Origin of the sequence: Neochlamydia sp. EPS4 (assembly GCF_000813665.1) — a bacterium.
GTDB lineage: Bacteria > Chlamydiota > Chlamydiia > Chlamydiales > Parachlamydiaceae > Neochlamydia.
On record NZ_JSDQ01000030.1, the window covers coordinates 1 to 16195 of the forward strand.

The following is a 16195-nucleotide window of genomic DNA, read 5'->3' on the forward strand; positions in this document are numbered from 1 at the left end:
AGGTCGACTCACCTAGTTTTTGAAGAAGACAAGCAAAAATATAAAGACAAAACAATGGCACAAAATTTAAGTTGTTTGCGAAAAATGGCTTTAAATCTTTTAAAAAAGGATCCTCGCAAAGCATCTTTGCAAGCAAAGCGCTTGAGAGCTGCATGTAATATTACTTACAGAGAAGAACTTTTAAAAAATTTATTTATAATGCGTTAACCCTGAGTAGTAGTTCAGCCTGCAACTTAAAATTTTCATGATAAATAGCTTTATAGCTAAAATTGTAGTAGATAGGCCTCAATTTGATATTTGTGATAAAAATAAAGAAAACACGATCAACTTAAATCTTCCTGCAAATTTTCTGAATTTCTCTTTGCTAGAAAGCTTCCAAAAAATCATCATTATCTTCTTCAGAATATAGCCCTGGATTACCATAAATTTCAAGCGTCCTAAGCTTAGAAAGCTGAGGAAGAGAAGTTAGCTTATTATTGCTTAGGTAAAGCTCTTGCAGCTGAGAAAGCTGCCCAATGGTTGCAGGAAGAGCGGTGAGCTGGTTGTGCGCCAAGTCAAGCCCTTGCAGCTGAGAAAGCTGCCATAGCTCGGCAGGCAAAATTGTCAGCTGGTTGTTGCCTAAGTCAAGCGTGCGCAGCCGAGAGAGCTGCCCAATGGCTGCAGGAATAGAAGTTAGCTTATTATTGCTTAGGTAAAGCTCTTGCAGCTGAGAAAGCTGCCCTATCTTAGCAGGAATAGCGGTTAGCCGGTTGTTACATAAGTTAAGCGCTATTAGCTGAGAAAGCTGCCCGATTTCTGCAGGCAGGCTGGTGAGCTGGCCCTGGCTTAAATCAAGCCATTGTAGCTGAGACAGCTGCTCGATTTCTGTAGGCAGAGCGGTGAGCTGGTTTTGGCTTAAATCAAGCTCTTGCAGCTGAGAAAGCTGTCCAATGCCTACAGGAAGAGCTGTTAGCTGGTTGTTGTCTAAGCCAAGCCTGCGCAGCTGAGAAAGCTGTCCAATGGCTACAGGAAGACTGGTGAGCTGGTTGTTGCCTAAGTCAAGCGTATGCAGCTGAGAAAGCTGTCTAATGGCTGCAGAAATGCTGGTGAGCTGGTTGTTTTGTAGGTAAATCTCTTGTAGCTGAGAAAGCTGCCACAGCTCGGTAGGCAAAATTGTTAGCTGGTTGTTGTCTAAGTCAAGCGTGTGCAGCTGAGAAAGCTGTCCAATGGCTGCAGAAATGCTGGTGAGCTGGTTGCTGCTTGCATGAAGGTATTGCAGCTGAGAAAGCTGTCCAATGACTGCAGGAAGAGCTGTTAGCTGGTTGTTGTCTAAGTCAAGCCTGCGCAGCTGAGAAAGCTGTCCAATGACTGCAGGAATAGAGGTGAGCTGGTTGTTGTGTAGGTAAAGCTCTTGCAGCTGAGAAAGCTGCCCAATGGTTGCAGGAAGAGTTGTTAGCTGGTTGCTGCTTAGCCAAAGCTTCTTCAGCTGAGAAAGTTGCCATAACTCTGCAGGAATGGTCGCTATTTGGTTTTCGCCTAATCCAAGTAATTTCAGCTTAGCAAGCTGTCCAATGGATGCAGGAAGACTGGTGAGCTGGTTGTTGTCTAAGTCAAGCGTGTGCAGCTGAGAAAGCTGTCCAATGGCTGCAGAAATGCTGGTGAGCTGGTTGCTGCTTACATGAAGGTATTGCATCTGAGAAAGCTGCCACAGCTCGGCAGGAAGAGCGGTTAGCTGGTTGCCGCTTAACTCAAGTTTTTGCAGCTTAGTAAGCTGCATAATTTCTGGTGGTAAAGAGGTCAAGCGTAACTTATCTAAGTTCAGAGAGGTGATATCTTTACCGTACTCTTTTATCCACCGCGTTAGCAGCTCTCCTTTTTTCTTTAAAGGTAAAGCTTTAATGTGTGGTTGGTTTAAAAACCCTGTTCCCCCTGGTAGCTTCTGCCAGATTAAGAGGCGGTTAATATTCAGCAGATAGGAGGAATAATTAGAAAGGGTAAAAGCCTTGCTTTCCGTAGCATTTCCTTCAAATTCTACAGGAGAAAGAGAAGCGGCTAAGGTAAAAAGCTTCTGAAAGATGTAGGGTACTTTTTCTTCAATAGAAAGATTAGGCTTAATTTCATAAATCTCATCTAAAATGCCAGCTTGCGCTATGAAATTTCTGTTCTCCTCAGGAAAATGAACTTGGATGATTGCGTTGTAAAGAGAGGCCATAGAAATAGGTGTGATGGATAGAGGAGAAAGAGGTTGAATCTCTTTAGTAGCACTAAACAAAGAAGTGTTAGTAGTAGCAGGTCGAGATGTAGGGCTAAGTAAAGAAGCGGTAGAAATAGAGGTTTGAGGAGCCACTGTGGGAAGGGGAGAAGAGGGCTCTTGGTAGATTTGGCGCAATTTTTCGACAGCAAATTGCCTAATCTTTTTATTCTCTCCTAATAATTTTTCCGTCCATTTATAGCTTAGCTTATCTTTCTGGGTCAGTTCTTCACTGTCCTGGCTCATCAACTCTTCCAATTGATTCTCTAGCATTTTCTTTAAGGTTGAATGCTCTTGAATGGAAGGTTCTTCTAAAAGATTGAATAAGAGTTCGGTATAGCGCTCTTTATAAGAGTCTGCAGAAGGAAGGCTTTTTTCTTTACCTTTTTCTTTATTATCAAAACAAACAGGGAGCGGCTGTGAGGATGAAGAAGTTTCTGAGGAGCGTTTAAGGCAAAATTCAAGATAGGCTTGGGCTTTTTCATAGGTAGGAGTTAATTGCAAAGCTTGCAGTAAAGCTTCTATTGCGATTGCATGCTCTCCTTTTTCAGCAAGTTCCTTACCACGTAAGAAATGCCCTACAGCTTCCTCGCTAGGCTCATGCTTAAGCTCTTCTAAAGGATGGGATTCAGCCGTTTCAGCTAGGTGCCTGACCGTGTAGTTGGGTGCATGCCTTTCAATAAGCCTTCTATCTAGGGGGCAAAGTTTATTACGTGCTAAACATTGGATGACGGTATCTTCGTTAAAGGTATGACCACAAGGAAACAAAGTAACAGCTTGAGTCATCAGCTCTCCTGAGACCGCGTCTTCTATATTCTCTGAAACTGTAGTGCGGAAAGTTGTCAGGGTGCTAGAAGTAGAATTTGACGGCATCATATAAGCTCCTTAAGGTTTTTGTGGTAAGAAATTACCTTACCTTTTTGCCAAAAACTTACTCTTTTCCCTCTTTATTAAGCAATTTTTATTTTGAAAGTTAAAAAAGAGAAAGACTTTCCTGTATTTCACAGGTATATCTTATAGTCGATATCTTATCCAAAAACCGGATGGGAGGGCTGGTTGGCAATAAAGGTTAACTTTAATCTTAAAGTTGGGGCAAAAGATCCTCGATCGTGGTTTAGAGCTATTAACAAGCATACGATCTATTATGAAATAAATCTTGATGTCCTTTCAGGACAAAATTCCGCTAAGAAAAAAAATTATAATCGAAAATGTAAACGATCAATTAAAAAAACTTTATTAAATCGAGCATAAAAGGCATAAGAAGTGGAAGAAACTCTCTAGCCAATATGCTGGCAGGAATAGCAGCCTATTGCTATCAGCCAAAAAAGCCTTCTTTAAGGTTTGCTGGTCAAGAAACAGGCTTCTTGATTACCGCCTGAATAACCCAAAATTGAAGTTAATAGATGACCTTCATAAGAAATAGAGCGTGCGGAGGAGCGGATTTACCAGCACAGCGGCGGTCTTTAGAGGCAAAAATCTCAGGAATAGAGGAGATTGAACGTTTATTACAAGCAATCTCTAGAAGAGTACCCGTAATATTGCGCACCATTTTATAAAGGAAGCCTTCGGCTTCAAATTCTAAGCACAAACCTTCCTCGGTAGGAACGACGTCAAGCCTTTGGAGAGTTCTTATGGGGTCATGGGCCGCAACTCCTGAATGGGCTTCATTGGCAAAGGCAGTAAAATCATGAGTGCCTATAAAAAGTTGAGCTGCTTCTTTTAAAGAATTGCTGTCTATATTCTCGCCCACATGGAGGGAATACAAGCGATTGAAAGGATTTAAAGTAGGCTTAAGATGAAGATAATAATGGTAAATCTTTCCTTTTGCGCTATAGCGGGCATTAAAGTTAAGAGGAACATTTTCGAGGCTATGAATGCGAATATCTTTAGGCAATATCCCATTTAGAGAATGCAAGAAACGTCTAGGCTCAACTCGAAGGGAGGTTTTAAAGTTAGCCACTTGTCCTAAAGCATGGACTCCAGCATCTGTTCTTCCTGACCCTATTAAGGAGGTAGGGTGCCTTAGCACTATCTTAAGGGTTTCCTCAATCTTTTGCTGAATAGCTATACCATTAGGTTGAATCTGCCAACCATTGTACTGAGTGCCATCATAGGCAATAATCATTTTATAATTATATTCTTGCATCGTCTAGATAGGCTTATTGAGCAGATATTTAGCCAGGATAAGATCTTCGGCCGTGGTAATCTTAAGATTTGTATAGCATCCCTCCACTAATTTGACGGGATGTCCTAGATGTTCGACTAAGGAGACATCGTCAGTGACCTTTAAATGATTTTTAAGAGCATAAGCAAAGCCTTGTTCCAAAATATCTTTGCGAACTACTTGAGGAGTCTGAACTTCCCAATAGGTGGAGCGATCAGGTGTGTGCTTGACTATATGATTTCCGTCGTGCTCTTTAATCGTAAATTTAATAGGCATGCCAGCTGCGGCGGCTCCGTGCTGGAAGGCTGCTTTTAAGACACGTTGCACTAGGGGAGGGGTAATAATAGGGCGAGCAGAGTCATGAATGCAGACAAAGCCTGCTTGCGAGGTAAGAGCCTTTAAGCCATTGAAAACAGAGTCTTGCCGATGCCTACCAGGACAGGCAAACTTTAACGGTACTGAAAGCTCGGGAGAAGCAAAAAATTTTTGATAGGCAAGGTCACAAACTACTACAATTTCAATCACCTCAGGTAGGGCTTTAAAAACATCCAAACTATAAGTAGCGATGATCTTATTATGGAGAGTAAGAAATTGTTTAGGAGTAGCATTTTGCATGCGCAAACCTTGGCCCCCACATAAAAGAATAACGCTTACTTCTTGAGAAGTCATGATTTTAAGCCTCTAAGGTCAACAGAAGGAGTTCAGGCATAGAAAACCATCGAAAGGGCATGATACTCCCTATGCCCCGGTTGACATAAATCCATTTATTTTGCATGCATATTAAACCTTTTTTCAAGTAAGGATTTTCCATCAAAGTAAATTTTTTCCATAGCCAGGGAAGATTAACTTGGCCTCCATGGGTATGTCCACATAGGATAACATCCCAGGGAAAATTTAGCAAATGAGGTACAATGTCTGGATTGTGAGCAATGACAAGTCCAGGGAAATGGGGATCAACAGTTTGAAAAGCTAATCTAGGGGCATGCCGACCTGTGGAATACTCTTCCAAACCAATTATATTAATAAAGCTACCTTTTATGGGAATCAACAGGGATTCGTTTTTTAGTAATCGAAAATGAGTGTTTTTTAAAGCTTTTTCTAATTCCTCATGAGGTTTTACCGCCCTAGCATGATCTGTTACTCTTCTTGCCAAAATTTTATTTGTCCATAAACGTTTCAAAACTTTATTTATGGAGCCCGTAGAAGATGGGAGGACATCATACTCTCCTTTTTCATTTACAGAAACAAAAGCATTATAGTCATGATTGCCTAGAACGGCAAAGCATCCGTAAGGCGCTTTTAACGAAGCAAAAAATTGCTCGAGCCTTATCAAGTCACGAGAAAGAGAAAAACAAAGAAAATCTCCTGTAAATACAATGATATCAGGTTGGAAGCTTTCGATTTTTCTTTTAATTTTTTTTAGAAATCGCTGGGAAACTTGAGGATGAAGATGTAAATCTGAAAATTGGGCTATTTTTAATCCTTGTAGATCTTTAGGCAAATAGGGAATCTTAAACCTTTTGAAGGTCTTACTAACCAATTTATTTTCAATAAAACGTGGCCAAATCCCTATAATCGACAGACAGCACCAAAGGTCCCAAAAAAAATTAGGCAAATTAATAATAAATTTGTTGAGTCTATGGTTTTTTTTCATGGAGTTGTTAAAATTTTAAGGAAGAACCTTACAAATGAAAAGAAAAAAATGCTAACCATTAATATATAAGGCATTAAAGATTAGCATTTTTATAGAAGAGTCTAAGAACTAGCTGCTTCTGGCTCTTTAATATGCTTAGAAATCTTGCTTGTCATTTTAAACATATCAATACTCTGACTTCCAAGAACCTTAGCTAATTTAGCATCAGGATTGATATTTCTTTTATTTTGAGCATCTTGAAGATTATGCTTTTTAATATACTCCCATACTTTTTTTGTGATCTCCGTACGCGGCATAGAGCCTTGTCCGACGATTTCTGCCAATTCAGGGCTCACCTGTACGGGTTTCATAAAGGCTGAATTTTTTTTTGCCATCATTTACTCCTTATGCGTTGTTAAAGGATATTTCTTTCTTCCTACTGTTAAATCAAGTTAACTAGATTGTCTTGGTAACATTCCTAGCTAGGGGATTCTTTGTAGCGCTGTTTTCATTTATAAGTCAAAAGAAATTATAAGAAAAAAGCGTTAAGATCGGTTATTGGATTAGGGATAAAATCAAATTCTTTGCTATAAATGCTTCCATCTTAACCAAGTAAAAGAAAAATACCATGTCCACATCTACTTCTGCTATTCATTCTATCAAACATAGCCTTAAAAGGTTAAAATCTCTTAATGAGCAATTGAAAAATGCTAAGAAGATTGACGAGCGGCTTGACATATTGAATCGAAATCTCGAAGTACAAGCTTTTCTACAGCAAAACTCCTGCTTAAAGGATTTTCTTTTTTGCTGTAATGCACACGCACAAGTCATTATTAAGTCTTTATTAGCTTTAGGCCAAGGACCTATAATTTTCCAAGGGATGCACCAACATTCGAATCCTCATTTAGCTTTTACTCAATTAATTGAAAGCTTAGCACCTGTTGAAAACTTTTATGCAATGATGGGTGGCTTGGTTGGCTATCATTGTATGATGTTACAGCTTATTGAAGAAAAAGAATTAGGGAAGAAGGAAGATAACTTTTTACCACCTGCGGAACGTTATAGTAAGCCGCCAGGCTACGATATATCCCAGGAAACTTCTTTTGTAAGGAAGGCGATTCGAGAGGCTGTGGAAAAGATGCCTTTGATAGCAGAAATATATCCAGTAGGTGGAGCCGGGGATCGCTTAAGATTGCAGGACGAAAAAACTGGCGAAGATTTGCCTTCAGCAGAGCTGCTCTTTGAGGGGAGAACATTATTAGAAGGATTAATTCGCGATTTGCAAGCGCGCGAATACCTATATTATAAATTGACGGGAAAATATTTAATTGTTCCAGTGGCTATGATGACTTCTGATGAGAAGAATAATTATAGGCATGTCTTCGATATCTGTAAGCGGTCGAGTTGGTTTGGGCGGCCGCAAGATACGTTTGATTTCTTTAAGCAGCCTTTAGTGCCTGTCCTGACTAAGCAAGGAAACTGGGCAGTAGCAGAATCCATGAAAGTTATTTTTAAGCCCGGCGGACATGGAGTGATTTGGAAACTGGCAGTAGAAGCAGGTGTGATCGATCGTTTATTAAAGAAAGGTTACACTAAAGCTCTGGTGAGGCAGATCAATAACCCTGCCGCTTCGACTGATTATGGGCTGCTTGCTTTTAGTGGCTGTGGAATTCTAAATAACCAAAGTTTAGGATTTGCCTCCTGTCCGCGCCTGTTAAATACAGCCGAAGGTATGAATGTGCTGATAGAGAAAGAGAGTAATCAAGGATATGAGTACTGCATTTCCAATATTGAATATCCAGATTTTGTAAAAAGAAATATTCCCGAAATAGCTGAACAGCAAGGAGGCTTTTACTCGGCGCTTCCTGCAAACACTAATATACTATTCATTGATTTAATGGCGATTAAAAATTTAGTGGAGAGTTGCCCAATTCCTGGCATGTTAATTAACATGAAACATAAGGTCACTTGCCTTACTTTAGAAGGAAGAAGACAGCAGGTGTATGCAGGACGTTTAGAATCGCTTATGCAAAATATTGCCGATGGAATGACTACTCATTTTCTTCAGAGGCAAGAGCAGTTGCAAGCTAAAGACCTTGATACATTTGTTACCTATAACCGAAGAAGGAAAACCATTTCGGTGACAAAAAGAGCATTTACAGAAGGACAATCTTTTTTGGAAACCCCTGAAGGATGCTACTGGGATCAACTACAAAATCATTACGAATTGTTTACTCATTATTGCAAAATGCAGCTTCCCGAAGTTCCTAATGAGGATAAATACATTCAAGAAGGGCCTACTTGTATTACCTCCTTTCATCCCGCTCTAGGCCCTTTATATTCGGTAATTGCTCAAAAAATTCATGGAGGAAGTTTAAGTTTAAATTCCGAGATGGTCTTAGAAATTTCTGAGCTTATTCTGCAAAAAGTGAATATAAAAGGCAGTCTGTTAATTTATGCAGAAAATATAGTCGGCCATAAAAATGCCCAGGGGATCATCACCTATAGTGAAAAGGTAGGACGCTGTGTGTTGAAAAATGTATACGTGGTTAATCGAGGAATTAATAAAAAGCTTTCCTCTTCTTATTGGAAAAAGCAAATTATTAGAGAAGAATCTTTGAAGATTACCTTGAAAGGGTGTTCAGAATTTATTGCTGAAAATGTAACTTTAGAAGGAGACCTAGAGATTGAGGTGGCTGATGGAGAGCGTCTAATTGCTCAGAATAGGGAAGGAGAACTAACGTTTATTAGAGAGCAAATAAGGGTTCCTCGTCCTCTATTTACCTATTTCTTTGATAAAGAGGATAAGATGATTTTAGAAAAACACTTAGACACATGAATGCGTCTAAGTGTTAAATATGTACCTGGATTAAAAGGTATGACGAGAAAAGGTAACAGGATTGCGGCCAAAAGCAAACATCACTGCACCTGCAACAAATAGTAACGCACCTGCTGCTACTGTGGCAACAGCGCGAGCAACCTGCTGCTTTTTAGATTTAAGAGTCAAGCTTGCTCCTAATCCAGAGAGACCAGCTGTTCCTAAGATAGCTCCAACACCGTAACCAGAGCGGAGATAAGCAGGGAAATTTTTAAAAAAATCAACAGTTGCAAACCACATTCTGGCCACAAGTGTTTTAATTGCTCTAGCGCCATGGTTAAATTGGCGCCCTAGCCATGTTGCGCCTGACTTTACAGTATCTCCTAGTGATCTTACACTTAAAGAAGCCGTGCTTTGTACATTAGTAGTTTCGACCATAAAAATCCTCCAGGATTTCTTTTGAAAGTTAATAAAAAATATTTCAAACCAACCGAGCTTACATTTTTTCAGAAAGAAAATATCCTTACTATACGATTTGCCTCATTTTCTTGCAACAAAGAGGCAAGCTAACAAGAAATAGAAAATTTTTAATTTCTTTGCTTTCGATAAAGTTTGAGCTTGTCAAAAGTTCTTTAACTTTATAATTATCTCATCCTATCACTTTTTATATTAAAAGGAAAATTATTTTAAACGGCCTTTACTATACTGTTTAAAGAGGGTGTTATAGTAAAATTTTATTTTCGTGATTTAACTTTGCTTTATAAAATTGTTTAGGAATGATTGGCATAAAAGGACGAGTGAAAAAGATTTATGTCTCATCATCTTTCACACGATTAAGAAAAGAATAAAAGTTATGAAAAGCTTTTATTTCAGAAGGATTGTTTTTTTGAATTATTGCGCTAGATAGTAAGGGTAAGACAGTATTGAGAATCACCTTATCTTTCCAACTTTTTTTTAATAAAGGTATAGGTAAGGCTTGCTTTTGACTTTCGAAAGTATAATGATGCCTCCAATATTCGTCCGAGTAAGAGGGTAATCGATCTTTAATTCTATTGAGTAGTAGCTTCCAATCTTTTTTCAAATAAGCTTCAGGCCAGCCCTGGTGCCAGCATGCATATATTTCGGTAAATAAGGAGGGCATTAAAGGGTCTTGAATTAATTTGACTAAATAAGCTATCCCCCTGATGGGATGATTTAAAGGCCTTATTTGGTTTAGTAAAAGACGAATTGAGTGAGGGATAAGGGTGGAAAACTGAGTATAAATTTGAAGAAGCTCCTGATAAAAGAGGGAATCTTTCCATTTTAACTTGTATTTTTCAGCAAAAAAACCGCTCATTCCTAAAGCTATACTTAGAAGTTCATTCTCAGTTTTATCTTTGTATTTTAGAAGCCTTACAAATAATTCAAAGAACGCTTCCGCATTTTGCTTGTCTCCTAAGGCCATAGCAATTCCAGTGGGTAGAAGAAGGCGGGCATCTTCCATATGCCCTTTAAGATATTGAACTTTTTGGGCAAGCCCCCAACTTACAGATGAGGGCAAAAGATTAAATATTTTTTCCTCTGCAAAAGAGCTAGAGGGTGAAAAGCAAGAGGGATTATTTCCCAAAAATTTTCGATAAGGGTATTGTTCAATATCGATAAGTTGAAGGATTCTCGTTTGCGAAATTGTCAGATAAGGAGCTAGGTAAGTTTGATAAACCTTCTCTCCTTTTGCATTCTTTATTGGTGTAGGCGCAGCAGAAAGGGGAGGCCATAAACAGACATGTAAAATAACTTCTTTGTAACGGTTATCAGAGTCATGCTGTAAATTTGTCCAAGACTCACCCTCTAGGTGAACTTCAATGTCCCCCCTTAGCTCCTGATCGCCAATTTTAAGATGAGCGTTTAGAAAGACAGGGCCTGCTTCATGATTCCATATTCCTGGGGAAATGACTGTAATGGGTAGCTGATCGCTTGTTTTTAAGTTTTTAAAATATTTTTGCTCCCACCACATGGCTTGGAGGTGGTTTTCAGTCCAATAAAGATAAGGATACTTGGTTTCAGCAACATTATAGCTGTTTATAGCTAATAAGTTGGAATACCAATCATTTTCTTCTTCGTAAAGGGAAACGTGCATGACTGCTACCCACCTTTTAATATCTATCTATTTAAAATATTGCTTTTTTTTTGCACAAGAAAAAAAAGCTTATAAAGCGCTTAAGATATAAAATCATTTAAATAAAATAACAGGCTGCTCTTTATATTCTTTCGATAATTAAATCTAAATTAAATTTTATCCATATAGGAGGTTAACAACTATCCACCCTAGATGGTAAAGTTAAACTTTTCTATCCTATTTTAAGAAGTGAATTAAAAAATTTAATAATCTATAGACAAAGTTGTAAAACTTCTTCTTAGGTTTAATTTTTTGTGCCTTACCTATTATCAAAAGAAGTGGAAATAGATTAAACTAAATTTAACGAAAAAATGAGTAGGAAGAACGTAGGTACCCTATTAAAAAGCAATTATATCTACTTTGACTTTTTATGGCTCTATGAGATATATTATTTGACAGTTCTTAACTTATAAGGAAACCTATGAATTCGGAAACTCAGCAACGTTTAAAAATTATCGAAGATAAACTTTTGCATATGCTGAGGTATCTTTGACTTAGCTTCCAAAGAAGCACGCATTAAAGAATTAGAAGCTTTTATGGAAAAGCCCTCTTTTTGGGAAAATCACGAAAAAGCTCAGCTAGTAATCGAGGAAGCAAACACTTTAAAGGCTTGGAGCGTTCCTTATCAAAATTGCAAGGGGCTTTTCTGCGATCTTAAAGAACTTTTGCCTGAAGCTTATGCAAGTGGGGATGAAGCATTAGTGAATGAATTAGTCCAAGAACTGGATGGAGTAGAGAAAAAATTAAATGATTTAGAAATTCGCAAAATGCTTGCGGGTGAGCTAGATAATAAAAATTGTTACTTAAGCATTAACTCAGGGGCAGGAGGAACAGAAGCTTGCGATTGGGCTTTGATGTTATCTCGTATGTATCAACGTTGGGCAGTTAAACGCGGATGGAAAGTAGAGCTGATCGATAGGGTAGAAGGCGATGTCGCTGGTATAAAAAGCATTACCTTTAAATTTGATGGAGAATTTGCTTATGGGTATGCTAAAGCTGAGAAGGGTGTCCATCGTTTGGTGCGTATCTCTCCTTTTGACGCCAATGCCAAAAGGCATACAAGTTTTGCTTCCGTAGATGTAACTCCAGAAATTACTGATGATATTGTGATCGATATTAAGCCAGAGGAGATCCGAGTGGATACTTATCGTGCCTCTGGAGCTGGTGGACAGCATGTTAACAAAACGGATTCAGCTGTACGAATGACACATTTGCCGACCGGAATTGTGGTCTCTAGCCAGACTCAACGCAGCCAGGTGCAAAACAGAGAATCCTGTTACAAGATGTTGCGCTCAAAATTATATGAGAAAGAAGTAACAGAAAGAGAGAACGCTCTTAAAGCACTTTCAGGTGAAAAGAAAGAAATTGCCTGGGGCAGTCAAATCCGTAATTATGTTTTCCAACCCTATACTTTAGTTAAAGATACTCGAACTAAACATGAATCAGGAGATATCCAAGCAGTGATGAATGGTGAACTTGATGATTTTGTAAATGCTTATTTGAAGGAGTTTGAATGACAGAGAAAAAAAACTCTCCAGAAGGAATAGAGCTGCGCTATTCAGATTTAAGTGATGGAAAATATTTGAAGCAGTGGCTTTTAGATCCTAGCGTGGCCCGTTGGTTTCCTATGTTTGATGAAGTTGAAATAGATGATGCAGTGGCACGGTGGATAGGGTTTAGCCGGTATAAATGCAGCTTAACAGCCACCAAAGAGGGCGTTCCCTGTGGAATTACTACCTTATATTTACAGCCCTACCGCAAGCTTGCTCATCAGTGTGAATTTGGTATTATTGTGGCACCTGAAATGCGAGGGCAAGGCGTAGGAACTTTGCTAATTAGTAATCTTAGCCATATGGCGAAAGAAAACTTTAAGATTGAAGTATTGCATCTCCAAGTCTATGCCGAAAACCCTGCCATTAATCTTTATACTCGTATGGGCTTTCGAGAATTTGGAAGGCAGACGCATTGGATTAAAGAAAAAGACGGCTTCTATGTCGGACGAGTTTTCATGGAACGTTGGTTATAATAGTTAAGAATTCCTTGTTTTTTATTAAAATAATTTTATTATGTTATGACACTAACTGTTTTTCAACAAGAAGTCGAAAATTTATCAGGTATTAAATTAAAGCTGAAAATTAATGACAACCGCTCTACTATGTTAAGTGTACGATGGGAAACTGATTGTACGAGAGTTTCTTTACATCGCATGTTTTTAGAGGCTCCTCAAAATGTTTTAGATTCTTTGGCTTGTTACATTCGCCAAGAGCATAAGATGATTTCTTCTGAGATCAAAATCTTTATGGAAAATAGCCTTAAAAAGCTTGATTATTCGCATACCTTAGACAGATCCAAACTGTCCTGCCAAGGAAAGGTTTATAATCTCCAACATCTTTACGATGAACTTAATGATCAATATTTTGAAGGGAAAGTAAAATTATTTATTACGTGGTTTGGTAAACATACTCAACTTAATAAAAGGTGTGTGACTTTTGGCCTTTATCATCACCCTCTTAAGCTAATAAAAATTAATCGTTTGTTGGATAACACGAACATCCCGAAGTATGTAATTAACTACGTTATTTTCCATGAAATTTTGCATCATATTTGTCCTTCTTACATGGACGAAAAAGGCCTACATCGCATTCATAGCAAAGAATTCAAAGCAAAAGAAGAAAGTTACGAGCATTTTGACATAGCCCACCAATGGATTAAAAAACATCGGGTGCACCTTTTCGCGCATCTTGACTAAGCTTGCAGATTTAAAAAATGCTCTATAAATTAAAGGAATTTTATCATGGCTGGCCATAGTAAATGGGCAAATATTAAACATAGAAAAGGGAAAGCAGATGCTAAGAAAGGCAAAATATTTTCTCGTATTGCCAAAGAGATCATTAGCGCTGTAAAGGTGGGAGGAGGCCCGGAGGTAAAAAACAATCCTCGCTTAAGGTTAGCTTTGGAAAAAGCACGCGCGGCAAATGTCCCTAATGAAATTGTAGAACGGAACATTAAAAAAGCTTCTAATGCCGATCAAGCAGATTATACAGAGATGATGTATGAATTGTATGGCCATGGAGGAGTAGGAATTATTGTTGAAGTGATGACGGATAATAAAAATCGCGTAGCCTCTGAAATGCGCATTGCTACCAATAAAAGGGGGGGAACGATCGCTACGCCGGGTGCCGTATCTTTCAATTTTGATCGTAAAGGCATTCTTCAGATTAATAAAGGGCAGGCCCCTGAAGAAGAGCTGTTTTTAAAAGCCACAGAAGCAGGCGCAGAAGATTTTGATAGTGAAGATGGGATTTATCTCATCACCACAGATCCTACTGCTTTATATAGTGTTAAAGAAGCCTTAAATCAAGCGAATATTGCATGCGAGGAAGCTAGCTTAGAAATGATACCTAAGTCTTTTATAGAATGTAATGAAGAGTGTGCAAAAGCTAACTTGGCCTTAATAGAATGGTTAGAAGCGCTGGATGATGTAGATGCTGTTTATCATAACATGAATTTTTCAGAATAAGTAACGCATAGAAGGAATTCTCGGCTTAATTTTTATCTTTCCCATCAAAGCTTAAAAAGCTTTAAGGCTTTTTTTTCTTTGCTTCCATCTTAATAATCGCCTCGTATGAGGAAGAGTTGGTTAAAGCCTTACCCCCACCTTATCTCCCCAATTTTTTCTTAAGCTAGTTCTAAAGAGCACATAAAATTTTATTCATTTTTCCCTCGTAGCCAGATTTCAAAAAAAATGTTTAAAGTTTTTTGATGTTTTTCCCTGTCATACTTAAAAACAGGGTGGTTGTTACCCCTTATTAATTTTTCTAATGACAAGCTTAAGAAGGCTAAGCAGCAAATTTAGAAAGCGTGACCCTTTTGCTTACTTTCTTTTATTTAACTTTATCTACATTACCTTTTAAGAGAACTGTTTATAAACATTTAAATAAAAATCTTGGGGAATATTTAATATTAATAGTTTGTTAACCGCTAGCCATTTAGCCTATCTATTTAGTAAATACCAAAGAATTAATCGTTAAAGAGCAATTTGCTTTTTACTTGTGTAAAATATATTTTTGAATATATAGATGAATTTATTGGGCTTGTAATATTAGGAGGCATCTATGACGAGTGTATTAAACTCTAAAATAGTAAGTATGTTAGAAAACCCGCGGTTGGCAGAAAACCAAAAAGGCAATTTAAATGGGCGCAAAACGCTCCCTTTGCCTTACTATCTACTCAAGAGTGGAGCTGTTATCGGAGGAGTGGCTACAGTAGCTTGTGGCGTAGCTGCCATTGGCTTTTCAACCTTGCCTATGCTAGTAGCTGCATTGGCTTGTGGATTAGTATGTTTGAGCAGCGCAGTAGGCTCCTTTTATATTGAGCGTCTTAGCCACCCTAACAAATCTCATCCTCTTATTAATCCTCAGCTTCCTGAAAGGACGCATAATTATAATAAAATTGACGAATATCTTAAAAATGCTAATGAAAATCTCCTCAAGGCGGAGAACAATATAGAAAAGCATACGAGTGAAATAAATATTTTACATGCGCAACTGCGGCTAAAAGAAGCAGAAATAGAAGAGAAAAATAAGATGATTAAGAGTTATCTCAAGACTTTAGAAGAGGGCCGAAAAAATGTTGAAAAAGATTTACAAACCATTGTGCTTTTTTTAAAAGAGAAAGGTGAAAATGAGGTGCAAGTACAGCAAGTGCTTTCTCTCCTTAATCACATGCGCTCCCTCGCTAGGCGGCAAGAAAAAGAAGAAGAATCATCAGATTGTGATAACCTCTTAAAAGACTATCTTGATTTGAATGCGCGCTTGCTCTCTATTCTATCTATTCTTCCTCACTGTTTTGATAAGTATAGAGTCCAGATGAAAACGGAAAGCAATTTAGAAGGGGGAACTGTTAAAGGCGTCATTAATGTAAAGGATAACCGAGAAGTAGAAATTCAAAACTTGAAAAGCGAAGTGAAAAAACTGAAAGAAGAATTAGAAAAACAGTACGCCCATTACCAATTTATTGATCAGATAATCGACCAGAAACAGGAGTTGGAAAAGACCAATCTATCTAAAAGCCAGGAATCCTCTAATTTGTCGCACAGCTTTATAGTCGTAGAGCCTCATTTGTAGATCATCAAGTGTTCATAAAATTTCTTAGAGTTTTGGAGAATAGTGCCAAAGCTCTTTTTTATTTTTGCT

At 38.1% G+C, this 16195-nt stretch carries 13 protein-coding genes and 1 pseudogene; 7 read left to right on the plus strand and 7 right to left on the minus strand.

The features are described 5' to 3' along the window. Positions 1 to 207 (plus strand): annotated as a pseudogene (locus DB42_RS02535) (hypothetical protein); the annotation flags it as partial. A gap of 157 nt (positions 208 to 364) precedes the next feature. On the opposite strand, the gene DB42_RS10240 reads toward DB42_RS02535, so the two are convergent. The 5 genes from DB42_RS10240 to DB42_RS02565 all read right to left on the minus strand — a co-directional run bounded on the left by DB42_RS10240 (position 365) and on the right by DB42_RS02565 (position 6425). Beyond that, positions 365 to 3106 carry a leucine-rich repeat domain-containing protein gene (locus DB42_RS10240; protein ID WP_052435925.1) on the minus strand — a complete coding sequence of 914 codons (2742 nt, stop codon included), beginning with the start codon at positions 3104 to 3106 and terminating at the stop codon, positions 365 to 367. A gap of 520 nt (positions 3107 to 3626) precedes the next feature. Beyond that, complete coding sequence (gene truA, locus DB42_RS02550) at positions 3627 to 4376, minus strand: tRNA pseudouridine(38-40) synthase TruA (RefSeq protein WP_044881604.1); 750 nt, start codon at positions 4374 to 4376, stop codon at positions 3627 to 3629. A 3-nt stretch (positions 4377 to 4379) separates the two neighbouring features. Then, positions 4380 to 5063 carry a 2-C-methyl-D-erythritol 4-phosphate cytidylyltransferase gene (gene ispD / locus DB42_RS02555; protein WP_044881605.1) on the minus strand — a complete coding sequence of 228 codons (684 nt, stop codon included), beginning with the start codon at positions 5061 to 5063 and terminating at the stop codon, positions 4380 to 4382. Between the two features lie 4 nt (positions 5064 to 5067). Then, positions 5068 to 6048: a UDP-2,3-diacylglucosamine diphosphatase LpxG gene (gene lpxG / locus DB42_RS02560; RefSeq protein ID WP_052435926.1), complete on the minus strand. Its 981-nt coding sequence runs from the start codon at positions 6046 to 6048 to the stop codon at positions 5068 to 5070. A 101-nt stretch (positions 6049 to 6149) separates the two neighbouring features. Then, positions 6150 to 6425: an SWIB/MDM2 domain-containing protein gene (locus DB42_RS02565; protein WP_044881606.1), complete on the minus strand. Its 276-nt coding sequence runs from the start codon at positions 6423 to 6425 to the stop codon at positions 6150 to 6152. Between the two features lie 230 nt (positions 6426 to 6655). Here DB42_RS02565 and DB42_RS02570 point away from each other — a divergent pair, with 230 nt between their 5' ends. After that, positions 6656 to 8866: a UTP--glucose-1-phosphate uridylyltransferase gene (locus DB42_RS02570; RefSeq protein ID WP_052435927.1), complete on the plus strand. Its 2211-nt coding sequence runs from the start codon at positions 6656 to 6658 to the stop codon at positions 8864 to 8866. A 30-nt stretch (positions 8867 to 8896) separates the two neighbouring features. Here DB42_RS02570 and DB42_RS02575 read toward each other — a convergent pair whose 3' ends face one another. Together DB42_RS02575 and DB42_RS02580 are read right to left on the minus strand one after the other, a co-directional pair. Further along, complete coding sequence (locus DB42_RS02575; protein WP_044881607.1) at positions 8897 to 9283, minus strand: hypothetical protein; 387 nt, start codon at positions 9281 to 9283, stop codon at positions 8897 to 8899. 370 nt (positions 9284 to 9653) lie between these two features. Then, positions 9654 to 10961, minus strand: coding sequence for a DUF2851 family protein (locus tag DB42_RS02580; protein WP_044881608.1), 1308 nt, complete (start codon positions 10959 to 10961; stop codon positions 9654 to 9656). Between the two features lie 460 nt (positions 10962 to 11421). Between DB42_RS02580 and prfB the strand changes: the two genes are divergently transcribed. From prfB to DB42_RS02605, 5 genes are all read left to right on the plus strand, one after another. Continuing rightward, positions 11422 to 12517 (plus strand): peptide chain release factor 2 gene (gene prfB, locus DB42_RS02585; protein WP_202965065.1). Its coding sequence is split into 2 segments (ribosomal slippage): positions 11422 to 11490 and positions 11492 to 12517, totalling 1095 coding nucleotides; the frame shifts between segments, so codons are not numbered across the junction. Beyond that, the gene (locus DB42_RS02590) at positions 12514 to 13026 is read left to right on the plus strand and encodes a GNAT family N-acetyltransferase (RefSeq protein WP_044881610.1); all 513 of its coding nucleotides are present in this window, start codon (positions 12514 to 12516) and stop codon (positions 13024 to 13026) included. Before prfB ends, DB42_RS02590 begins: the two co-directional genes overlap by 4 nt. Before the next feature lie 45 nt (positions 13027 to 13071). Next, positions 13072 to 13749 (plus strand): hypothetical protein, encoded by a 678-nt coding sequence (locus DB42_RS02595; protein WP_044881611.1) that lies wholly within the window; start codon positions 13072 to 13074, stop codon positions 13747 to 13749. A 45-nt stretch (positions 13750 to 13794) separates the two neighbouring features. Beyond that, entirely contained in the window at positions 13795 to 14520 is a 726-nt protein-coding gene (locus DB42_RS02600) for a YebC/PmpR family DNA-binding transcriptional regulator (RefSeq protein ID WP_042240546.1), read from the plus strand. 595 nt (positions 14521 to 15115) lie between these two features. Further along, the gene (locus DB42_RS02605; RefSeq protein ID WP_044881612.1) at positions 15116 to 16126 is read left to right on the plus strand and encodes a hypothetical protein; all 1011 of its coding nucleotides are present in this window, start codon (positions 15116 to 15118) and stop codon (positions 16124 to 16126) included. Positions 16127 to 16195 lie beyond the last annotated feature (69 nt).